At 73.1% G+C, this 18594-nt stretch carries 18 protein-coding genes; 6 read left to right on the forward strand and 12 right to left on the reverse strand.

The features are described 5' to 3' along the window. Positions 1-49: 49 nt before the first annotated feature. On the forward strand, positions 50-958 hold the full coding sequence (locus LCN96_RS35995) for an ABC transporter ATP-binding protein (RefSeq protein ID WP_225266887.1): 909 nt from the start codon (positions 50-52) through the stop codon (positions 956-958). Positions 959-995: 37 nt separating this feature from the next. Continuing rightward, a complete protein-coding gene (locus tag LCN96_RS36000; protein WP_225266888.1) occupies positions 996-1763 on the forward strand; it encodes an ABC transporter permease in 768 nt (255 codons plus the stop codon). Positions 1764-1778: 15 nt separating this feature from the next. Here the strand turns inward: LCN96_RS36000 and LCN96_RS36005 are convergent, their stop codons facing one another. Then, the gene (locus tag LCN96_RS36005) at positions 1779-2975 is read right to left on the reverse strand and encodes an MFS transporter (RefSeq protein WP_225266889.1); all 1197 of its coding nucleotides are present in this window, start codon (positions 2973-2975) and stop codon (positions 1779-1781) included. A 124-nt stretch (positions 2976-3099) separates the two neighbouring features. Between LCN96_RS36005 and LCN96_RS36010 the strand changes: the two genes are divergently transcribed. After that, a complete protein-coding gene (locus LCN96_RS36010; RefSeq protein WP_225266890.1) occupies positions 3100-4014 on the forward strand; it encodes an EamA family transporter in 915 nt (304 codons plus the stop codon). A gap of 270 nt (positions 4015-4284) precedes the next feature. On the opposite strand, the gene LCN96_RS36015 is transcribed toward LCN96_RS36010, so the two are convergent. The 8 genes from LCN96_RS36015 to LCN96_RS36050 are packed head-to-tail and all read right to left on the reverse strand — an operon-like array spanning position 4285 to position 11926. After that, complete coding sequence (locus LCN96_RS36015) at positions 4285-4959, reverse strand: GntR family transcriptional regulator (protein ID WP_225266891.1); 675 nt, start codon at positions 4957-4959, stop codon at positions 4285-4287. Between the two features lie 26 nt (positions 4960-4985). Continuing rightward, positions 4986-6020: an ornithine cyclodeaminase family protein gene (locus tag LCN96_RS36020; RefSeq protein WP_225266892.1), complete on the reverse strand. Its 1035-nt coding sequence runs from the start codon at positions 6018-6020 to the stop codon at positions 4986-4988. Next, positions 6017-6982 carry a proline racemase family protein gene (locus LCN96_RS36025; protein ID WP_225266893.1) on the reverse strand — a complete coding sequence of 322 codons (966 nt, stop codon included), beginning with the start codon at positions 6980-6982 and terminating at the stop codon, positions 6017-6019. The genes LCN96_RS36020 and LCN96_RS36025 overlap by 4 nt, the downstream gene beginning before the upstream one ends. Continuing rightward, positions 6982-7983: a proline racemase family protein gene (locus LCN96_RS36030; protein ID WP_225266894.1), complete on the reverse strand. Its 1002-nt coding sequence runs from the start codon at positions 7981-7983 to the stop codon at positions 6982-6984. The genes LCN96_RS36025 and LCN96_RS36030 overlap by 1 nt, the downstream gene beginning before the upstream one ends. Further along, positions 7980-8873: a dihydrodipicolinate synthase family protein gene (locus LCN96_RS36035; protein ID WP_225266895.1), complete on the reverse strand. Its 894-nt coding sequence runs from the start codon at positions 8871-8873 to the stop codon at positions 7980-7982. Before LCN96_RS36035 ends, LCN96_RS36030 begins: the two co-directional genes overlap by 4 nt. A 31-nt stretch (positions 8874-8904) precedes the next feature. Continuing rightward, positions 8905-10536 carry an FAD-dependent oxidoreductase gene (locus LCN96_RS36040; RefSeq protein ID WP_225266896.1) on the reverse strand — a complete coding sequence of 544 codons (1632 nt, stop codon included), beginning with the start codon at positions 10534-10536 and terminating at the stop codon, positions 8905-8907. Continuing rightward, positions 10533-10775, reverse strand: a complete 243-nt coding sequence (locus LCN96_RS36045) for a (2Fe-2S)-binding protein (RefSeq protein WP_185103381.1) — start codon at positions 10773-10775, stop codon at positions 10533-10535. The genes LCN96_RS36040 and LCN96_RS36045 overlap by 4 nt, the downstream gene beginning before the upstream one ends. Further along, positions 10772-11926 carry an NAD(P)/FAD-dependent oxidoreductase gene (locus LCN96_RS36050; protein WP_225266897.1) on the reverse strand — a complete coding sequence of 385 codons (1155 nt, stop codon included), beginning with the start codon at positions 11924-11926 and terminating at the stop codon, positions 10772-10774. Before LCN96_RS36050 ends, LCN96_RS36045 begins: the two co-directional genes overlap by 4 nt. A gap of 108 nt (positions 11927-12034) precedes the next feature. On the opposite strand from LCN96_RS36050, the gene LCN96_RS36055 reads away from it, so the two are divergent. Beyond that, entirely contained in the window at positions 12035-13021 is a 987-nt protein-coding gene (locus LCN96_RS36055; RefSeq protein WP_225266898.1) for a COX15/CtaA family protein, read from the forward strand. Between the two features lie 63 nt (positions 13022-13084). After that, positions 13085-13792, forward strand: coding sequence for a SanA/YdcF family protein (locus tag LCN96_RS36060; RefSeq protein WP_225266899.1), 708 nt, complete (start codon positions 13085-13087; stop codon positions 13790-13792). On the opposite strand, the gene LCN96_RS36065 is transcribed toward LCN96_RS36060, so the two are convergent. From LCN96_RS36065 to LCN96_RS36075, 3 genes are all read right to left on the reverse strand, one after another. After that, on the reverse strand, positions 13768-14958 hold the full coding sequence (locus tag LCN96_RS36065; RefSeq protein ID WP_225266900.1) for a PrsW family intramembrane metalloprotease: 1191 nt from the start codon (positions 14956-14958) through the stop codon (positions 13768-13770). The genes LCN96_RS36060 and LCN96_RS36065 overlap by 25 nt on opposite strands. Beyond that, positions 14945-15163: a hypothetical protein gene (locus tag LCN96_RS36070; protein WP_225266901.1), complete on the reverse strand. Its 219-nt coding sequence runs from the start codon at positions 15161-15163 to the stop codon at positions 14945-14947. The genes LCN96_RS36065 and LCN96_RS36070 overlap by 14 nt, the downstream gene beginning before the upstream one ends. An 83-nt stretch (positions 15164-15246) precedes the next feature. After that, positions 15247-16191: a heme o synthase gene (locus LCN96_RS36075; protein ID WP_225266902.1), complete on the reverse strand. Its 945-nt coding sequence runs from the start codon at positions 16189-16191 to the stop codon at positions 15247-15249. A 371-nt stretch (positions 16192-16562) separates the two neighbouring features. Here LCN96_RS36075 and tkt point away from each other — a divergent pair, with 371 nt between their 5' ends. After that, complete coding sequence (gene tkt, locus LCN96_RS36080) at positions 16563-18593, forward strand: transketolase (protein ID WP_397351997.1); 2031 nt, start codon at positions 16563-16565, stop codon at positions 18591-18593. The last annotated feature ends 1 nt before the right edge of the window (position 18594 follow it).

Here is an 18594-nt window from a genome sequence, read left to right on the forward strand (position 1 = left end):
TGCTTACCTGCGGCCCGGACCGCGTGCGGGAGTCCCTAAACTCGTGGCCATGGATTCCCCAGCCGTCGAGATCGTCGACCTGGTCAAACGCTACGGCGGCAGCACCGCCGTCGACGGCCTCACCTTCCGCGCCGAGCGCGGCGCCGTCACCGCGGTCCTCGGTCCCAACGGCGCGGGCAAGACGTCCACGGTGGAGATCTGCGAGGGGTTCCGCAAGGCCGACGCGGGCACGGTCAAGGTTCTGGGCCTGGCGCCCGCGCTGCCGGAGCTGCGCGCGCGGGTGGGGGTCATGCTGCAGGCGGGCGGCGTGCCGCCGGCGATGCGCTGCGCGGAGTGGCTGCGGCTGGTCTCGCGCTTCTACGCGCACCCGCTCGACGCGGGCGCGCTGCTGGAGCGGCTGGGGCTGACGGATCACGTACGCACCCCGTACCGGCGGCTGTCGGGCGGGCAGCAGCAGCGGCTGTCACTGGCGGCGGCCGTCGTCGGGCGGCCCGAGCTGGTCTTCCTCGACGAGCCGACGGCCGGCCTCGACCCGCAGGCCAGGCACGCCTGCTGGGAGCTGGTGGGCGAGCTGCGCGCGGCCGGGGTGTCGGTGGTGCTGACCACCCACCACATGGACGAGGCCGAGCGGCTGGCCGACCACGTCGTGATCATCGACAGGGGGCGCGTGGTGGCCGAGGGCAGCCCCGCCTCCCTCACCGGGGCCGAGCGGCAGCTGCGGTTCAGGGCGCGGCCGGGGCTGGCGCTGGAGGAGCTGCTCAACGCGCTTCCCACGGGCAGCGCGGCCAAGGAGTCGCCGGCGGGCCACTACATCATCGAGGGCCTGGTGGGGCCCGAGCTGCTGGCCACGGTGACGGCCTGGTGCGCGGCCGAGGGCGTCACGGCCGACGACCTGCGCATCGAGCGCCGTACCCTCGAAGACGTCTTTCTGGAGCTGACCGGCAGGGAGCTGCGATGACCGCCCTCGACCCCGGCCCTGCCCGCGGAGGAGCCCGATGACCGCGCTCGACCTCAGCCCCGCTCCGGGCGCGGCGCCGTTCCCGCGCATGGTGCTGGCGCAGGCCGGCGCCGAGATCAGGGCCATGCTGCGCAACGGCGAGCAGCTCCTGCTCACGCTCGTCATCCCGGTGCTGCTGCTGACCGGGTTCTCGCTGGCGCCGCTGATCGACGTCGGCGCCGGGCGGCGGGTCGACTTCCTGACGCCGGGCGTGCTGGCGCTGGCCGTGATGTCCACGGCCTTCACCGGGCAGGCCATCGCCACCGGCTTCGAGCGCCGCTACGGCGTGCTCAAGCGGCTGGGCGCGACCCCGCTGTCCAGGAGCGGGCTCATGCTGGCCAAGACGGCGGCGGTCGCCGCCGTGGAGGTCATCCAGGCCGTGGTCATCGTGGCCGTGGGGCTGGCGCTGGGGTGGCGGCCGCAGGGCTCGTTCCTGAGCGCGGTGCTGCTGGTCGTGCTGGGCACCGCGGCCTTCAGCGGGCTGGGGCTGCTGATGGCGGGCACGCTGCGCGCCGAGGCGACGCTGGCGGCGGCCAACCTGGTGTACCTGGTGCTGCTGGGGGTGGGCGGGGTGATGTTCCCGCTGAGCAAGTTCCCCGAAGGGGTGCGGCCGGTGCTGGAGGCGCTGCCCATCTCCGCGCTGACCGGCGGCCTGCGCGCGGTGCTCACCGAGGGCGCGGCGCTCCCGCTGGTCCCGGTGGTCGTGCTCGTGGCCTGGGCGGTGCTGTCGCTGGGGCTGGTCTCGCGCACGTTCCGCTGGGAGTGAGCCTCCGCGGAGGTGTCAGCCGGGCTGGGGCGGTTCCGCGCGCAGCGCGCCGTAACGGTGCCGGGTGAGGGCCGCCACCGCCGTCAGGGGGATGGCCGCGCCGGCCGCGAGCCCGAACAGCAGCCCGTAGCGGCCGTCCTGCGCCAGCGGCCCCGCCGCCCAGGAGGAGACCGCGCTGCCCACGAACAGCGCGCAGGCGAAGAAGGCGATCGTGGTCCCCCTGGCCTCGGGCACCACCGAGGTGGCCCAGGTCTGCAGCGAGGAGTGCAGGAACGACCAGCCGCCGCCCAGCAGCAGCGCCGTGACGGCCACGGCGGGCACGCTGACCTGCACGGTCACGACCGCGAACCCGGCGCAGAGCTGCGCGCCGCCGACGAGCATCAGCACGGGCGCGGGCCAGCGCCCCGACAGGCGCTTGACGAGCTTGGCGAAGACCCACAGCCCCAGCCCGTACGCGGTGATCGACAACCCGGCCACGGCGGCGGCCAGCCCGGTGTGCTGCAGCGCCGGGGCCAGGAACGGCATGGCGCCCAGCATGATGGCCCCCTCGGTGAAGGCCAGCGCGAACACCAGCAGCGCCCAGCGCTGCCCCAGCACGGCCCTCAGGTGCCCCAGGACGCCGTGCCCGGCGTTCGGGTGCCGGGGCGGCTCGGGCAGCGTGCGCAGCGCCAGCGCGCAGGCCAGGGCGCAGGCGGCGGGCACGGTGAAGGCCACCCGCCAGTCCACCAGGCCCGCGACGACCCCGCCCAGCCCCGTGGCCAGCGCCGTGCCGAGCGCGGCGGCGGCCATGAGGTCGGTGAGCGCGCGCTGGCGCACCGCGGGCTGGACGGTGTCGCCCACGTACGTCAGCCCCGTGGGGATCACCGCGCCGAAACAGGCCCCTGTCACGACCCTGGCCACGACGAGCGCCCACAGCACGGGCATCAGCGCCGAGGCCGCGCCCGCCAGCGCCGCGCCGAACAGCGCCCATCGCATCACGCGCACGCGGCCGAACCGGTCGGACAGCAGGCCCCACAGCGGCTGGGTCAGCCCGTACGCCAGGTAGTAGCCGCTGGCGGCGGCGATCGAGGCCGACAGCGAGACGCCCAGGTCGGCGGCGATGAGCACGAGCATGGGGCTCACGGCGAAGCGGTCGAAGCTGCTGACGAACCCGGACACGGACAGGGCGAGCGGAGGTCGGGCGAGGCTCACGGGGAGTGCGGGGGCTTCCATACGTCCATGGTGGATTTGTCCGAATAAATGATCCAGTCGGCAGTAGTACCACCTTAGGGCGGGAATATCGGACGCGTTGAGTAGGCTCTGACGGTTGCTCACCCTGATCCGTCCAAGGAGTCCCGTGACCGCCTTCGCCCTCGACGACCCCATCGACCGGGGTCCCGGTCTGCCCCGGCCGGGCAATCTGCTCCGCAGTGCGGCCGACTCCATCCCGCCCTCGACGCTCGTGCTGCTGGGCATCCTCTCGGTGCAGCTCGGCGCCGGGTTCGCCAAGGAGTTGTTCGCGACGCTGCCGCCGAGCGCGGTGGTGTTCCTGCGCATCGCCGCCGGGGCGCTCATCATGGGCGCGGTCGCGCGGCCCAGGCTGCGCGGGATGAGCTGGCGGGACTGGGCGGTCGGGGCCGGCTTCGGCCTGACGCTCGCCGTGATGAACCTGACCTTCTACGAGGCGCTGGCGCGGCTGCCGATGGGGATCGCGGTGGCGATCGAGTTCCTCGGGCCCCTGGGGGTGGCGGTGGCCGCCTCCCGGCGGCGGATCGACCTGGTGTGGGTCGGGCTGGCCGCGATGGGCGTGGTGCTGCTGGCCCCGTGGGGCGAGTCGGCGACGGTGAGCTGGGCGGGCATCGGGTTCGCGATGGTGGCCGGGGCCTGCTGGGCGGCCTACATCCTGCTGTCGGCGGCGGCCGGGCAGCGCTTCCCCGGCACGACCGGGCTGTCCTTCGCGATGATCGTCTCCGCGGTGGTGATCCTGCCCATCGGCGTCACGACGGGCGGGGCGGACCTGCTGCAGCCTGAGCTGCTGCTCATCGGGCTCGGGGTGGGGCTGCTGTCGTCGGTGATCCCGTACTCGCTGGAGCTGCAGGCGCTGCGGCGGATGCCCAAGCACGTGTTCGGCATCCTGATGAGCCTGGAGCCCGCCGTGGCGGCGCTGATCGGGGTGCTGCTGCTGAGCGAGATCCTGCACGTCCAGCAGTGGGCGGCGATCGTGTGCATCGTGGCCGCCAGCCTGGGCTCCACCCGCACCAGGCGGGGCTGATCCGAGGGAGTGCTGAGATGAGGGCCGCCGCGCGCCCGTGGGATGGGGTCTCGGGCGCGCGGCGGGGGGCTCGGCTCGGTGGGCGGGGTGTGCCGAGCCCATGGAGGTCAGCGGAGTGCGGGTGTCCGCTTGACCAGGCATGTGCCGGAAATCGCCGGCCCGTCATGGGCCGGGGACGCGGGACCGCCGGCGCTCGCGCTGGGCGTCGCCCGGCTGGTCCGCATCGAGATTACCGCCATCGGGGAGTGCTCGATCCCCGAATGTCAGAACTTACGCCGAGTGCTCGGCCCAAATCCCGCGAACGTGACCGATGTGCTCCGTCATCAGGTGCCTGACGGCGTCGCTGTCGCCGTTCTTGAGCGCGTCCAGGAGCTGCAGGTGCTCCCTGGCGGAGTCGCCCAGCGTGCCCCGCTCGGAGAGCTGGGACAGGCCGTAGAGCCTGGCCCTGTTGCGCAGGTCGCGCACCACCGACACCAGGTGCGCGTTGCCGCACAGCGTCAGCAGCTCGACGTGGAAGCGCAGGTCGGCGTCCACGTACGCGAGCAGGTCGCCCCGCTCGCTGGCTGAGACGATCTCCTCGGCGACGGGCCGCAGCCGCTCGAACTCCGCGGCCCGCGAGCTGTCGGCCAGCCTGGCCACCGTGGGCACCTCGATCAGCTGGCGGATCTCGGTCAGCTCGTCGAGGTCGCGGTCGGACAGCTCGGTGACCCGGAAGCCCTTGTTCCGCACGGCCTCGACCAGGCCCTCCTTGGCCAGGTCGAGCATGGCCTCGCGCACGGGCGTGGCCGAGACGCCGAACTGGGCGGCCAGCACCGGAGCCGAGTAGACCACCCCCGGCCGCATCTCACCGGTGATCAGCGCGGCACGCAGCGCGTGCGCCACCTGCTCGCGCAGGCTCTGCCGCTCCCCCACCATCGGCAGGTCGAGCCGGTCCTCGGCAGCCATCGGCCCATCCCTTTCCTCGTCCACCCTCATGCCTGTGCCCTCGCGCCCGGGCCCTCGTCCGCGGCCTCGTAGGCGGCAGCCGCGACCACGAGGTCCTCCCACGCCATGCCCGTGCTCTTGAACACGCGCGGCCCCGGACCGGCGACCACCCTTCCGGCGGTCAGGTCGGCGAGGTTACCGGCGAGATGATGAGAGGTGATCGTACCCTGACGGATCGGCACGACGATGTCGCCCGCCTCCTCCAGAGCGGCCGCCCTGGCCTCGACGACCACGGTGGCGCGGGCGATCAGGTCGCCGTCGAGCTCACGGGCGCCGGGCTCGTGCGAGCCGACCGCGACGACGGTGACGCCGTCGCGGGCGAGCTTACCGGGGAACAGGGGGTGCCTGGCCGTGGTGCAGCACGCGATCAGATCCGCCCGCCCCACCGCCTCGGCGACCTCCGCCGCCACTGTCTCCGCGGCCTCCGTAGCCGGCGCGCCGGGCCGGGGACCGGGCGGCTCGGACGGTGGCGCGCCGCCGGCCAGGGCGCGGGCGCTCAGCCCGCATTCGCGGCACCAGGCCGCCAGCGCCTCGGCCCGGCGCCGGTCGCGCGCGACCACGGTGACGTCCTCCACCGGCCGCACCTCCCGCAGGGCGAGCACGTGCCCGTACGCCTGCGGCCCGCTCCCGAACACGACCAGCCGCCGCGCACCGGGCTCGGCGAGGTGCCGCACGGCCAGCGCGGACACGGCGGGCGTGCGCAGCGAGGTGAGCGCGATCCCGTCCAGCGCCGCCAGCGGGGCCAGGGTGTCGCCGTCGAACAGCAGGTACGTGCCCTGGATGCGGGGCAGCCCCCGCTCCGGGTTGGCCGGCGCGATGCTGACGGCCTTGACGCCCGCGTACCGCCGGGTGGCGGCGGGCATGAGCAGCAGCTGCCCGGCGGGCAGGTCCACGATCGGCCGGCGCGGGGTCGCCTCGGGGTCGAGCCCGGCCCGCAGCGCCTCCTCCAGCACGTCCACGGCCCTGCCCATGGGCACCAGCCGCTCCACGGCGGCGGCGTCGAGGTACGGCAGCCCGCTCATCGCAGCGTGAACCCGGTCGGGAACGGGTCGCCGGGGTCGAGCTCGAAGACGTGCCGCCCGGTCCGGTAGGCCATGCCGTCGACCTCCACGATCACGCCCTCGTCCACCGCCTCCCGCACCCGGGCGGCGAACACGCTGCCCACGACGCTCTCGTGCACCAGCTCGGCCGTCTTGCCGGCGTCGTGCAGCAGCGCCATCCTGGCGGCGGTGCCCGAGCCGCACGGCGAGCGGTCCACCTCGCCGTCGGCGAACACGGTGACGTTGCGCTGCCGCCTGACGCCGTCCAGCTCGGGCAGCTCGTCGTAGAAGATCACGCCGTACACGCCGGACAGCCGCTCCTCGGACGGGTGCCGGGCGGCGGGATGCCCGGCCAGCCCGGCCTTGATCCGGCGGGCGTGCTCGACGAACGCGGTCACGTGCCGGGGCTCGACCGTCAGGCCGAGGTCGGCGGCGCGTACCGACGCGTAGATGGCGCCGCCGTAGGAGACGTCGGCGCGCACGCCTTCGACGGGCACGTCACGGGCGATCACGTACGAGGGCACGTTGACGAAGGTGACGCCCTCGATCCGCCCCGCCGACAGCCGCACCCGGGCCGTGACGCGGCCCGACGGCACGTCCACGACCACGTCCGTCACCCCGTCGGGGGCGGCCTCGACCAGCCCCTCGCGCACCGCGTGCACGCCCAGCGCGATCGTGCCGTGGCCGCAGGCGGTGGAGAAGCCGTCCTTGTGCCAGAACAGCGCCCCGAACCGCGCCCCCGGGTCGTCCGGCGGCACCAGGAAACAGCCGTACATGTCGGCGTGCCCGCGCGGCTCGTTGCACAGCAGCCGCCGCACGTCGTCGAGCTCGGCCATCGCGGTGCTGCGGCGGTCGAGCACGGTGGAGCCGGGGATGTCGGGCACCCCGCCCGTCACGACCCTGAACGGCTCCCCCGCCGTGTGGTAGTCGACCGTCGTCAGCATCAGAGCTCGAACCCCGCGGGGAACGGGTCGCGCGGGTCGAGGAAGTACTGCGCGGTGCCGGTGATCCAGGCCCGCCCGGTGATGGACGGCAGCACCGCCGGCCGCCCGCCCACCGTGCTCTCCTCCAGCAGCCGCCCGATGAAGCGGGTGCCGATGAACGACTCGTTGGTGAAGTCCTGCCCGAGCGGCAGCTCGCCCCTGGCGTGCAGCTGGGCCATGCGGGCGCTGGTGCCGGTGCCGCAGGGCGAGCGGTCGAACCAGCCGGGGTGGATGGCCATGGCGTGCCGCGAGTGGTGGGCGTCGGAGCCGGGCGCGGCGAAGTAGACGTGGTGGCAGCCGCGGATGCGGGAGTCCTCGCGGTGCACGGGCTCGTCGGCGGCGTTGATGGCCTCCATGGTGGCCAGGCCGGCCGCGATGATCTCGTGCTTGGCCTTGCGGTCGAAGGGCAGGCCGTAGTGGTCGAGGTCGACGACGGCGTAGAAGTTGCCGCCGTACGCGAGGTCGTACGGGATCTCCCCGAACCCCGGGACGGTCACCGTCGCGTCGAGCCGGTCGCAGTAGGACGGCACGTTGCGCAGCGTCACCGACATGGCCATGCCGTCCTCGACGGCCACGTCCACCTCGACGAGCCCGGCGGGCACCTCCAGGCGCACGGTCGTGACCGGCTCGACCACCTCGACCATGCCGGTCTCGACCAGCACCGTGGCCACGCCGATCGTGCCGTGCCCGCACATCGGCAGCAGCCCCGACACCTCGATGAACAGCACCCCGTAGTCGGCGTCCGGTCTGGTCGGCGGCTGCAGGATGGCGCCGCTCATGGCCGAGTGGCCGCGCGGCTCCGTCATCAGCAGGGTGCGGATGTGGTCGAGGTTGTCGCGGAAGTACACGCGCCGCTCGGCCATGCTGGCGCCGGGGATGACGCCGATGCCGCCGGTGATCACCCGGGTGGGCATGCCCTCCGTGTGGGAGTCGACGGCGTGGAATACCCGCTTGGTCCTCATCGCAGCCCCTCTGCCAGTGCCTTCTCGGTCGCCGAACGCACGATAGCGGCCTGCTCGTCCGTCAGCGGCTGCCTGGGCTGCCTGCACGGGCCGCCGTGCCGGCCTGCCACGTCCATGGACAGCTTGATGGCCTGGACGAACTCCGTCTTGGAGTCCCAGCGCAGCAGCGGGTGCAGGGCCCGGTACAGCGGCAGCGCCGTCTCCAGGTCGCCCGCCACGGCCGCCCGGTACAGGGCGGTGCTGGAGGCGGGCAGCGCGTTCGGGTACCCGGCGATCCAGCCGACCGCCCCGGCCACCGCCAGCTCCAGCAGCACGTCGTCGGAGCCGATCAGCAGGTCCAGCCCGGGTGCCAGCTCGGCGATCTCGTACGCCCTGCGCACGTCGCCGCTGAACTCCTTGATCGCCACGATCAGCCCCTCCTCGTGCAGCCTGGCCAGCAGCGCGGGGGTCAGGTCCACCTTGGTGTCGTAGGGGTTGTTGTAGGCCACGATCGGCACCCCGGCCTTGGCGACCTCGCGGTAGTGCGCCACGACGGCCCGCTCGTCGGCCCGGTAGGCGTTGGGCGGCAGCAGCAGGACCGAGCCGCAGCCCGCCTCGCCCGCCTGCTCGGCCCAGCGGCGCGACTCCGCGGCGCCGTACGCGCCCGCTCCGGCCATCACGTTGCCGCCGCCGACGGCCGCGACGGCGGTCTCGATCACCTTGGCCCGCTCCTGCGGGGTGAGCGTCTGGTACTCGCCGAGCGAGCCGTTCGGCACGACGCCGTCACAGCCGTTCGCGACCAGCCAGCGGCAGTGCTCCGCGTAGCCGTCGTAGTCGACCGAAAGGTCTTCGCGCAGGGGCAGCGCGGTGGCGACCATGACGCCCTGCCAGGGCTTGCTGCGGTGTTCCATCGGGTGGTCCTCCATGAGGTCGGGGGGTTGCTCAGTGAGCGGGGTCGTCGTCGGGGTTGCCGTCGGGGCCGCCCTCGGGATTCGTCAGTGACGCCAGGGTGCCGAGGGTGACGGGCTGGGCGATCGGGCGGCGGGGAGGCTGGGGGCGCTCCCCTGCCAGGCAGGAGACGGCGTAGCCGCAGACGCGGCCCTGGCACCAGCCCATGCCGGGGCGGGCCAGCAGCTTGATCGCGCGCGCGTCCGTGGCGCCCAGTGCCTGCGCCTCACGTACGCGGGCCAGCGGCACCTCCTCGCACCGGCACACGAGCGTGTCGTCGCGCAGCCAGCTCTGCCAGCCGGGCTTGACGGGGTAGGCGCGCTGCAGCGCCTCCCCGAACGCCCGCCAGCGCTCCCGCCGGCGCGCGAACAACGGCGGCACGACCGCCGCCGCGCTCCCCTCGACCGGCACGCCTCCGGCCCGGCCATCGGCCTCCGGCTCCGCCTCGGCTCCTGTCGCCGAGCCCTGGCCGGTCCCTGTCGCGCCGCGCGCATCGGCCGTGGGCGCGGTGCGGGCGTCGGCGACGATGGCGCGGCCGGCGAGGCGGCCCTCCAGCTCGGCCAGCCGCCACCCGCCCACCCCGACGGGCTCACCGGCCGCCCACACCCCAGGCACGGACGTGCGGAGGGTGGCGTCCACGGCCAGCACCGGGCTCCCGTCCACGTCGTGCCGCGTCAGGCAGCCGAGCTGCGTCCCCAGCTCGATCTGCGGCACGAACCCATACCCCACGGCCACGCTGTCGCACTCGACGACCCGGGTGGCCGTTACGTTCCAGTCCTTGTCGAGGCGGCCGACGGTGACGGCCTCCACCTCGCGTTCCCCGTGCGCCGCGACCACCGCGTGCCGGGCCCGGTACGGCACCCGGTGCCGCGCCAGGGCCGCCGCGTACCCCGCCGCCTCCCCGGCCTTGCCCAGGGCCAGCACGGGGTGCCTGGCCAGCCCGAGCCCGCCGTTGGCCTCGTACACGCCGAGCACCCGCGCCCCCGCGCCCGCCAGACCGGCGGCGACGGGCAGCAGGAACGGCCCGGTGCCGGACACCACGATCCGCCGCCCCGCCACGACCCCGCCGCCCTTGAGCAGCGCCTGGGCTCCACCGGCGGTGAGCACGCCCGGCAGGTCCCAGCCGGGGAAGGGCAGCGGCCGGTCATGGGCACCGGTCGCGATCAGCAGCCGCCGCGCCCGCAGCACCACGGCCCGCTCGCCCTGCGCCGCGCGTCGCTCGCCCTGCGCCGTGACTTGATCGCCCTGCGCCGTGACTTGCTCGCCCTGCGCCGTGACTTGCTCGCCCGACGCCGTAACCCGCTCACCCAGCACCGTAACCCGCGCGTCCGGCGCCATGGCGTCCCTGGTCACGCAGTGCACCAGCAGGTCGCCGTCCGGCTCGCGGGACACCGCCCACACCTGATGCCGCAGCAACACCTCGCCCCGCGCGTCGAGCGCGCGCGCCTGCCGCAGAAACCGCTCAAGCCCCGGCGCGCGCCCGGGAACGGCAGGATGCCGGAAGTACTGGCCACCGAGCCGGAGCCCGGAGTCCACCAGCGCCACCCGCAACCCGCCCAGCGCCGCAGTGAGCGCGCCCGCCACGCCGGCGGGCCCGCCGCCGACCACCACGAGGTCGTACGTCATGCCGTCGTCACCTCGTCCCCCGGCTCGGCCTCCAGCAGGCACGCCCGTTCGGGCGGCCGGCCGTTCACCGAGATCAGGCAGTCGAAGCAGACCCCGATCCCGCAGAACAGCCCGCGCGGCCGCCCGCCGAAGCGGGTGGTGCGCCAGGACCGCACCCCGGCCGCGTGCAGGGCCGCGCCGATGGTCTGCCCCGGCACGACCGGCACGGAACGGCCGTCGACGGTGATGTGGAAGGTCATGCGGCCTCCTCGGGGGACGGCGTGGGGAACCGGTCGGGACGGAAGGGATGCAGGTCGAGGTCGGGCTGCTGCCCGGTGAGCACCTGGGCGAGCAGGTGCCCGGTCGCCGGGGCGAGCCCGATGCCAGCCCCTTCGTGACCGCACGCGTGGTACAGCCCTGGCACGCGCGGATCGGCCCCGATGACGGGCAGGTGATCGGGACAGTACGGCCGGAACCCGCAGTAGGACCGGATGGCCCGCACCTCGCGCAGCGCGGGGAAGAGCGCGACCGCCTGCCCGGCCAGCCGCGCCAGCACGGGCACCGACGTCGTCCTGTCGAAGCCCACGCGCTCCCTGCTGGCCCCGATGAGCACGGTCCCGGCGGGCGTGCCCTCCACCACGGCCGAGGTCTCCAGGCCGGCGGAGTCGCTGGCCACGTTCGTCACGTAGGCGGCGGTGTAGACCTTGTGCCTGATGAGCGGCTCGCCGAGCGGCTCGGTGACGAGGATGAAGCCGCGCCTGGGCAGCACCGGGAGGTGCGCGCCCGCCAGTGCGGCGACCTCGCCGCCCCAGGTGCCGGCCGCGTTGACGACCGCGTCGCCGAGCACGTCGCCGCCGGTGGTGCGCACGCCCGTCACCCGGTCCCCCGAGCGCAGGACGCCGGTCACGGTGACGCCGAGCCGCAGCCGCAGCGTGCCGTGGCCGAAGCTCTCGGCGCCGTGCCGGAGCAGATCGGCGGCGGCGAGCATGGGCTGCACCTGGGCGTCCTGGGGGTAGAAGACGCCGCCTGCCAGGCCGTCGGCCAGGTGCGGCTCGTAGTCGCGCAGCCGCGCGGCCGGCACCGTGGTGTGCTCGACGTCCTGCTTGCCCGCCAGCTCGGTGAGCTGCCGCTGGACCTCCTCGGTCTCGGCGACGACCAGCCCGCCCTTGGGCTCGAACTCGAACCCGCCGTGCTCCGCCAGCGAGCGCCACAGCCGGTTGGACAGCACGGCCAGCTCCAGCTCGGGCCCCGGCTCCTTGTCGGAGACCAGGACGTTGCCCTCGCCCGAGCCCGTCGTGCCGCCGGCCACCGGGCCGCGGTCGATCACGGTCACGTCGAGGCCCGCGCGCGCCGCGTAGTAGGCGCAGGCCGCCCCCACCACTCCCGCGCCGACGACGATCACGTCGGACATCTCCACCTCCCTTCAGTAATATGTCACATACCTTGTCACCTTGAGAAGCCCACGGGAAGCCTGTTCCCGGTGGCGGGACCGGCCAGTGTGGCCCCTACCATCGATGACGTGAAGCAATCCACGGACAACCCCCACCTTCTCGCGCGTTTCATCCGGTCGCTCTGGGCGCCGACCACGCGCTCGATGCGCGTATGGGCGATGGCGTCCGTGGTGGTCAACGCGGGCATCACGGTCACCGGCGCGGGCGTGCGCGTCACCGCCTCCGGGCTCGGCTGCCCGACCTGGCCCAGGTGCACGCCCGACAGCTTCATCCCGGTCGCGCACCCCGAGGTCTCGCCGCTGAACATGGCGGTCGAGTTCGGCAACCGGCTGCTCACCTTCCTGGTGCTGGCCGTGGGCATCGCCTGCTGGGTGGCCGCCATGCGGATGCGCCCGCGCCGCGCCTCGCTGATCCGCCTGGCCTGGCTGCAGCCGATCGGGATCATCGCGCAGGCGTTGTGGGGCGGGCTGGTGGTCAACACGATGCTCAACCCGTTCACCGTCGGCATGCACTACCTCATCTCCAGCGGCCTGATCGCCGCCTGCTGGCTGTTGTACGCGCGCGCGGGCGAGGGCGACGGGCCCGTGCGCGCCATCACCCACCGCGACGTGCGCAGGCTCGGCCACGCGCTGCTGGCGGCCGTGTTCGTGCTGCTGGTGGTCGGGGTCGTGGTCAGCGGTACGGGGCCGCACTCGGGCGATGAGATGGCCTCGCGCTTCGACCTCGACATCGAGACCGTGGCCAGGCTGCATGCCGACATCGCCTACGTGGTGGTCGGGCTCACCTTCGCGCTGCTGTTCGCGCTGCACGTGAGCAGGGCCCCGCGCGCCGCCCGGCGGGCCGCGCTGGCCCTGTTCGGCGTGGAGCTGCTGCAGGGCGTGATCGGCTACACGCAGTGGTTCCTGGCCGTGCCCGCCGTGCTGGTGCTGCTGCACGTGCTGGGCTCGACGCTGGTCTGGATCGCCGCGCTGCGGGTGAGCACCTCGCTGCGTTCCCGCGACCCCGAGCCCGGCGCCGTCAGCCACTCCTCCACCGAAGCAGCCGCCGTCGTCTGAGCGGATATGCCAGGGTATGTGGTGTTAGATTCACCACTCCCCCGGCCTGGAATGGGGTGTGCTTTGCGGGGAGAAGTCCACCTCTCGCGAAAGGCGCTGCGCCGCTCGTACCAGGGGCTGGTGCTCGTCAGCGTGCTCGCGCTGGCGCCCATGACGTGGGCCTGGCTCGGCAGCTCGGGGCACCGGGCGATGGCCGAGGACCCGGGCTGGGTGCGGCGGGTGCCGGAGACGCAGGCCGCGCTGGTGCTCGGCGCCGGGCTGTTCGCGGGGCACCCCTCACCGATGCTGGCCCGCAGGCTCGACATCGCGGCCGAGCTGTACCTGGCGGGCAAGGTGCGGGCGCTGCTGCTGTCGGGCGACAACAGCCGCAAGGAGTACGACGAGCCCACGGCCATGCGCGACTACCTGCGCGCCAAGGGAGTGCCCGACGCGGTGATGGTGCTGGACTACGCCGGGTTCGACACGTGGGACTCGTGCGTGCGGGCGCGCAAGGTGTTCGGCGCGAAGCGGGTGACGGTGGTGACCCAGGAGTTCCACATCCCCAGGGCCGTGACGCTGTGCAGGACGGCGGGGCTGGAGGCGTTCGGCGCCGGTGACGACTCGGCCAGGCGCTGGGCCTCGACCACGTACGCCTACGCCGCCCGCGAGCTGTTCGCCACCGCCAAGGCCTTCGCCGACGCCATGATCCTGAAGTCGGACCCGGTCTACCCGGGCCCGCGCGAGGTCTCGCTCACCCGCATCCTGTCTCAGCCGGGCGCGCCGGGCGCGTAGCCGGGCGGCGGTGACCCCCTGGCCACCGACCTGGCGTGCAGCTCCGGCACCGGGAAGTCGGCGCGGGCGGTGCTCATGCACTCCAGCAGCGCCCGCTGCTCGTCGTGGAAGGTGTGCTCGTCGACCATGTGGCGGGCCGCCCGCTCGTGCAGCAGGCCCAGCTCGGTGGCGGCGAGCTGGTAGTCGCGCATCGCCCGCAGCCCCGGCTTGCCGCCGTGGGCGCGCGCCCACTGCCTGGCCTGCCTGCGCCGGGAGAAGGCCGAGAGCATGAAGATGTCGGCCTGGGTGACCAGCTTGGTCGGCTCGTACGCCGGCAGGTAGCGCTGGATGAGCGCCACGATGCGCCGCCGGTCCCTGAACACCACCCCGATCAGCACCACCAGCACCACCAGCAGCGTCAGGTAGGCCACCACCAGCCCGGGGAAGCCGCCGTAGGAGGCCAGCCCGTTCCACAGGCCGTGCAGGATCATCGCCGCCGTCCAGCCCGCCAGCACGTACGTGGTGCGCTCGGGCCCCTGGCGCTGGGCCGCGTACGCGACGGCGACCCCGATCATCGAGCTGAACAGCGGATGCGCCAGCGGCGACAGGATGCCGCGCAGCACCACGGTGACGGCCAGCCCCTTGACCCCCGAGGTGGACAGCGCGCCCAGGTAGTAGCTGACGTTCTCGCTCATGGCGAAGCCGAGGCCGACCATGCTGGCGTAGATGATGCCGTCGGTCGGCCCGTCGAGCTCGGCCCTGCGGAAGCGCAGCAGGCCCAGCAGCACCAGGCCCTTCATCGTCTCCTCCACCACCGGCGCGCCGAACGTGGCCGCGAGGTTGCGCGCGCTGGCCTCCGACAGCTTGGCGGTGTCGATGATGTAGTGCAGGTTGAGCGAGTTGATCACGCCGGCCACGAGCACCGCGATGCCCGCGCCCCAGGCGAAGGCGAAGATCAGGTTGCTGCGCGGCTCCGGCTCCATCCGGTCCAGCGCCAGCACGGCCGCCAGCAGCAGCGGCACCGGCGCGAGCGCCAGCGCGAGCGCGATGAAGAACTGCACCGGCGCGCCGTTGAACACGTCGAAGGAGAAGGAGACCAGGGCGCAGATGCCGGTGAGGACCAGCCCGATGATCAACGCGAACGACGGGCGGTCCTTCAACACCCAGCGTGGATCACGGGTCGCCATACGGTGACTTTAACGGATCAGAGTGCCGGGGTCCGTGCGGGTCCACGCACTGCCGGTCCAGGCCGGGGCTGCCGTGATCGACCTGGCGCGTGGTGCGGCCGATCGTGTACCGCTCGTGCGGCAGGTCGGCGAGCCGGGTGCGCAGCCGGTGGCAGCCGGCGCCGCGCGCCACGATCACGTGCGCCGACAAGGGTCGGGTAGCCACTCGTCACCGTCCGGACATGGAGGTCGTGCGCCTCACGCTCGGCGGCCGGGAAAGCCGGGCGCGACAACGGCGGGGCCTGTCTCTCAGGCCAGCAGCGGGTCGATCGCCACCGCGAGGAACAGCAGCGCCAGGTAGGCGTTCGACCAGTGGAAGAAGCGCATCGGCCGCAGGTCCACCCCGCTCTTGCCGGCGTTGAGCCTGGCCAGCAGGCGGTGCGCCTCCACCAGGCACATCACGCCGAGCAGGGCGGCCACGATCGGGTAGAACAGCGTCGTGCCCGCCACCGGCCACAGCGCCAGCGAGCACAGCACGGTGGCCCAGGTGTAGGCGATGGACTCCAGGATGACCCGCCGCTCGGTGGCCACCACGGGCAGCATCGGCACCTTGGCCGCCGCGTAGTCCTCCTTGTAGCGCATGGCCAGCGTCCAGGTGTGCGGCGGCGTCCAGAAGAACACCACGCCGAACAGCACCAGCGGCGCCCAGTCGAGCCGCTCGGTGATGCCCGCCCAGCCGATCATCACCGGCATGCAGCCCGCGATGCCGCCCCACACGATGTTCTGGGCCGTGCGCCGCTTGAGCACCAGCGAGTACACCAGTACGTAGAACAGGATCGCGCCGAGCGACAACATCGAGGCCAGCCAGTTGGTGGTCACCCACAGGCCGACCGTGGAGACGACGCCCAGCACGAGGCCGAAGACCAGCGCGGCGCGCGGCGAGACCTGGTGCCTGGCCAGCGGCCTGCGCCGGGTGCGGCGCATCTTCTGGTCGATGTCGCGGTCGATGTAGCAGTTGAGCGCGTTGGCGCTGCCTGCCGACAGGGTGCCGAACACCATGACCCAGATCGACTCCCACAGCGGCGGCAGGCCGCCCGCTGCGAGGAACATCACCGGCAGTGTCGTGATCAGCAGCAGCTCGATGACCCGCGGCTTGGTGAGCGCGATGTAGGCCTTTACGATCATGCCGATCGAGCGCGGCGCCTTCACCTCGGGTGAGGGGGCCGTCGCCTGCCTGTTGGTCAGCACCGTCAAGGCGCTTCCAGCCTGTCGGAAGTCAACGCGTAACCTCTGATAAGAGCGGATCCATGGGCGGGCGCCGGTGGCGCCCCTGCGAACAAACAAACTGTAGTCGCAGGGGCGGCCGGTCCGGCCAATGGGGGGCTTGCGCCGTACATGGACACGCGAGAGTGGAATGGGAATCGATCGCCAGCTCCACCCGGTTAGGGTTCCGTGTAGGCGCGGGCAGCGCAACCTGCGGCGAGCCGCCGCAGGCGGGACAGCCGACCGGTACGACCAATGACAACTAGATTCCGGAGATCGAGCACTTGAGCACCGAACTCGTGCCAGCCCTTGAATGGACCGACCTGGACAAGCAGGCGGTCGATGTCGTTCGAGCCCTGGCGATGGACGCAGTGGAGAAGGCGGGCTCGGGTCACCCCGGCACCGCCATGAGCCTGGCCCCCGCCGCATACCTGCTCTTCCAGCGTGTGATGCGCCACGACCCGACCGATCCGAACTGGCTCGGGCGCGACCGTTTCGTGCTGTCGTGCGGGCACAGCAGCCTGACGCTCTACATCCAGCTCTACCTTTCCGGCTACGGCCTGACGCTCGACGACCTCAGGCGCCTGCGGCAGTGGGACAGCCTGACGCCGGGTCACCCCGAGCACGGCCACACGGCCGGTGTCGAGACCACGACGGGCCCGCTGGGCCAGGGCATCGCCAACGCCGTCGGCATGGCCATGGCGGCCCGCCGCGAGCGCGGCCTGTTCGACCCCGAGTCCGCCGACGGCGCCTCGCCGTTCGACCACAACATCTGGTGCTTCGTCAGCGACGGCGACATCGAGGAGGGCATCAGCCACGAGGCCAGCTCCATCGCCGGCCACCAGAAGCTGGGCAACCTCGTCGTCGTCTACGACGACAACCACATCTCCATCGAGGACGACACGCAGATCGCCCTGTCGGAGGACGTGGTCAAGCGCTACGAGGCCTACGGCTGGCACACCCAGAGCGTCGACTGGACCGAGTCCGGCGAGTACGTCGAGGACGTCCAGGCCCTCTACGACGCCCTGATGGCGGCCAAGGCGGAGACCGGCCGGCCGTCGTTCATCCGGCTGCGCACGATCATCGGCTACCCCGCGCCCAACAAGCAGAACACCGGCAAGATCCACGGCTCCGCCCTGGGCGAGGCCGAGGTGGCCGCCACCAAGCAGGTGCTGGGCATGGACCCGGCCAAGACCTTCGACGTGCCGGCCGCGGTGCTGGAGCACGCCCGCGCCGTCGCCCAGCGTGGCCGCGCCGACCACGCCGAGTGGGAGAAGTCGTACGCCGAGTGGCGCCTGGCCAACGCCGAGCGCGCCGCCGAGCTCGACCGCATCTCCCGCCGCGAGCTGCCGGCCGGCTGGGCCAGCGCGCTGCCGTCGTTCGAGCAGGGCGCCTCGATCGCCACGCGCAAGGCGTCCGGCGAGGTGCTCAACGCGCTCGCGCCGGTGCTGCCCGAGCTGTGGGGCGGCTCGGCCGACCTGGCCGAGTCCAACCTCACCACGATGAAGGGCGAGCCGTCCTTCATCCCCGAGGAGTTCCAGACCAAGGACTTCCCCGGCAACCGCTACGGCCGCACGCTGCACTTCGGCATCCGCGAGCACGCCATGGGCGCGATCCTCAACGGCATCGCGCTGCACGGCGGCACCCGCCCGTACGGCGGCACGTTCCTGGTCTTCTCCGACTACATGCGGCCCGCGGTGCGGCTGGCCGCGCTGATGAAGCTGCCGGTCACGTACGTGTGGACGCACGACTCCATCGGCCTCGGCGAGGACGGCCCCACCCACCAGCCGATCGAGCACCTGTGGGCGCTGCGCGCGATCCCCGGCCTCGACGTGGTGCGCCCGGCCGACGCCAACGAGACGGCCTACGCCTGGAAGACCGTCCTGGAGCACACCGACCGTCCCGCCGCCCTGGCGCTGACCCGGCAGAACCTGCCGGTCGTCGAGGGCACCAGCGCCGAGGGCGTGGCCCGCGGCGGCTACGTGCTGCGCGAGGCGTCCGACGGCCAGCCGAAGGTCATCCTCATCGCGACGGGCAGCGAGGTCGAGATCGCGCTGAACGGGCGCGAGCTGCTGGAGGCGCAGGGCATCCCCACGCGGGTGGTCTCCATGCCGTGTGTCGAGTGGTTCAACGGGCAGGACTCCGCATACAGGCAGACGGTTCTGCCCTCGTCGATCCGGGCGCGGGTGGCGGTCGAGGCGGGCATCGCGCTCGGCTGGCACGAGTACGTCGGTGAGTGCGGTGAGGTCGTGAGCCTCGAACACTTCGGTGCTTCTGCCCCGTACAAGACTTTGTACGAGCAGTTCGGGCTGACGGCCGACCGCGTGGCGGCGGCGGCCAAGGCGAGCCTGGCCAAGCTGGGTCAGGACAAGGGCGAGACGACGGGAAACTGAA

It is taken from the genome of Nonomuraea gerenzanensis (genome assembly GCF_020215645.1).
Taxonomy (GTDB): domain Bacteria; phylum Actinomycetota; class Actinomycetes; order Streptosporangiales; family Streptosporangiaceae; genus Nonomuraea; species Nonomuraea gerenzanensis.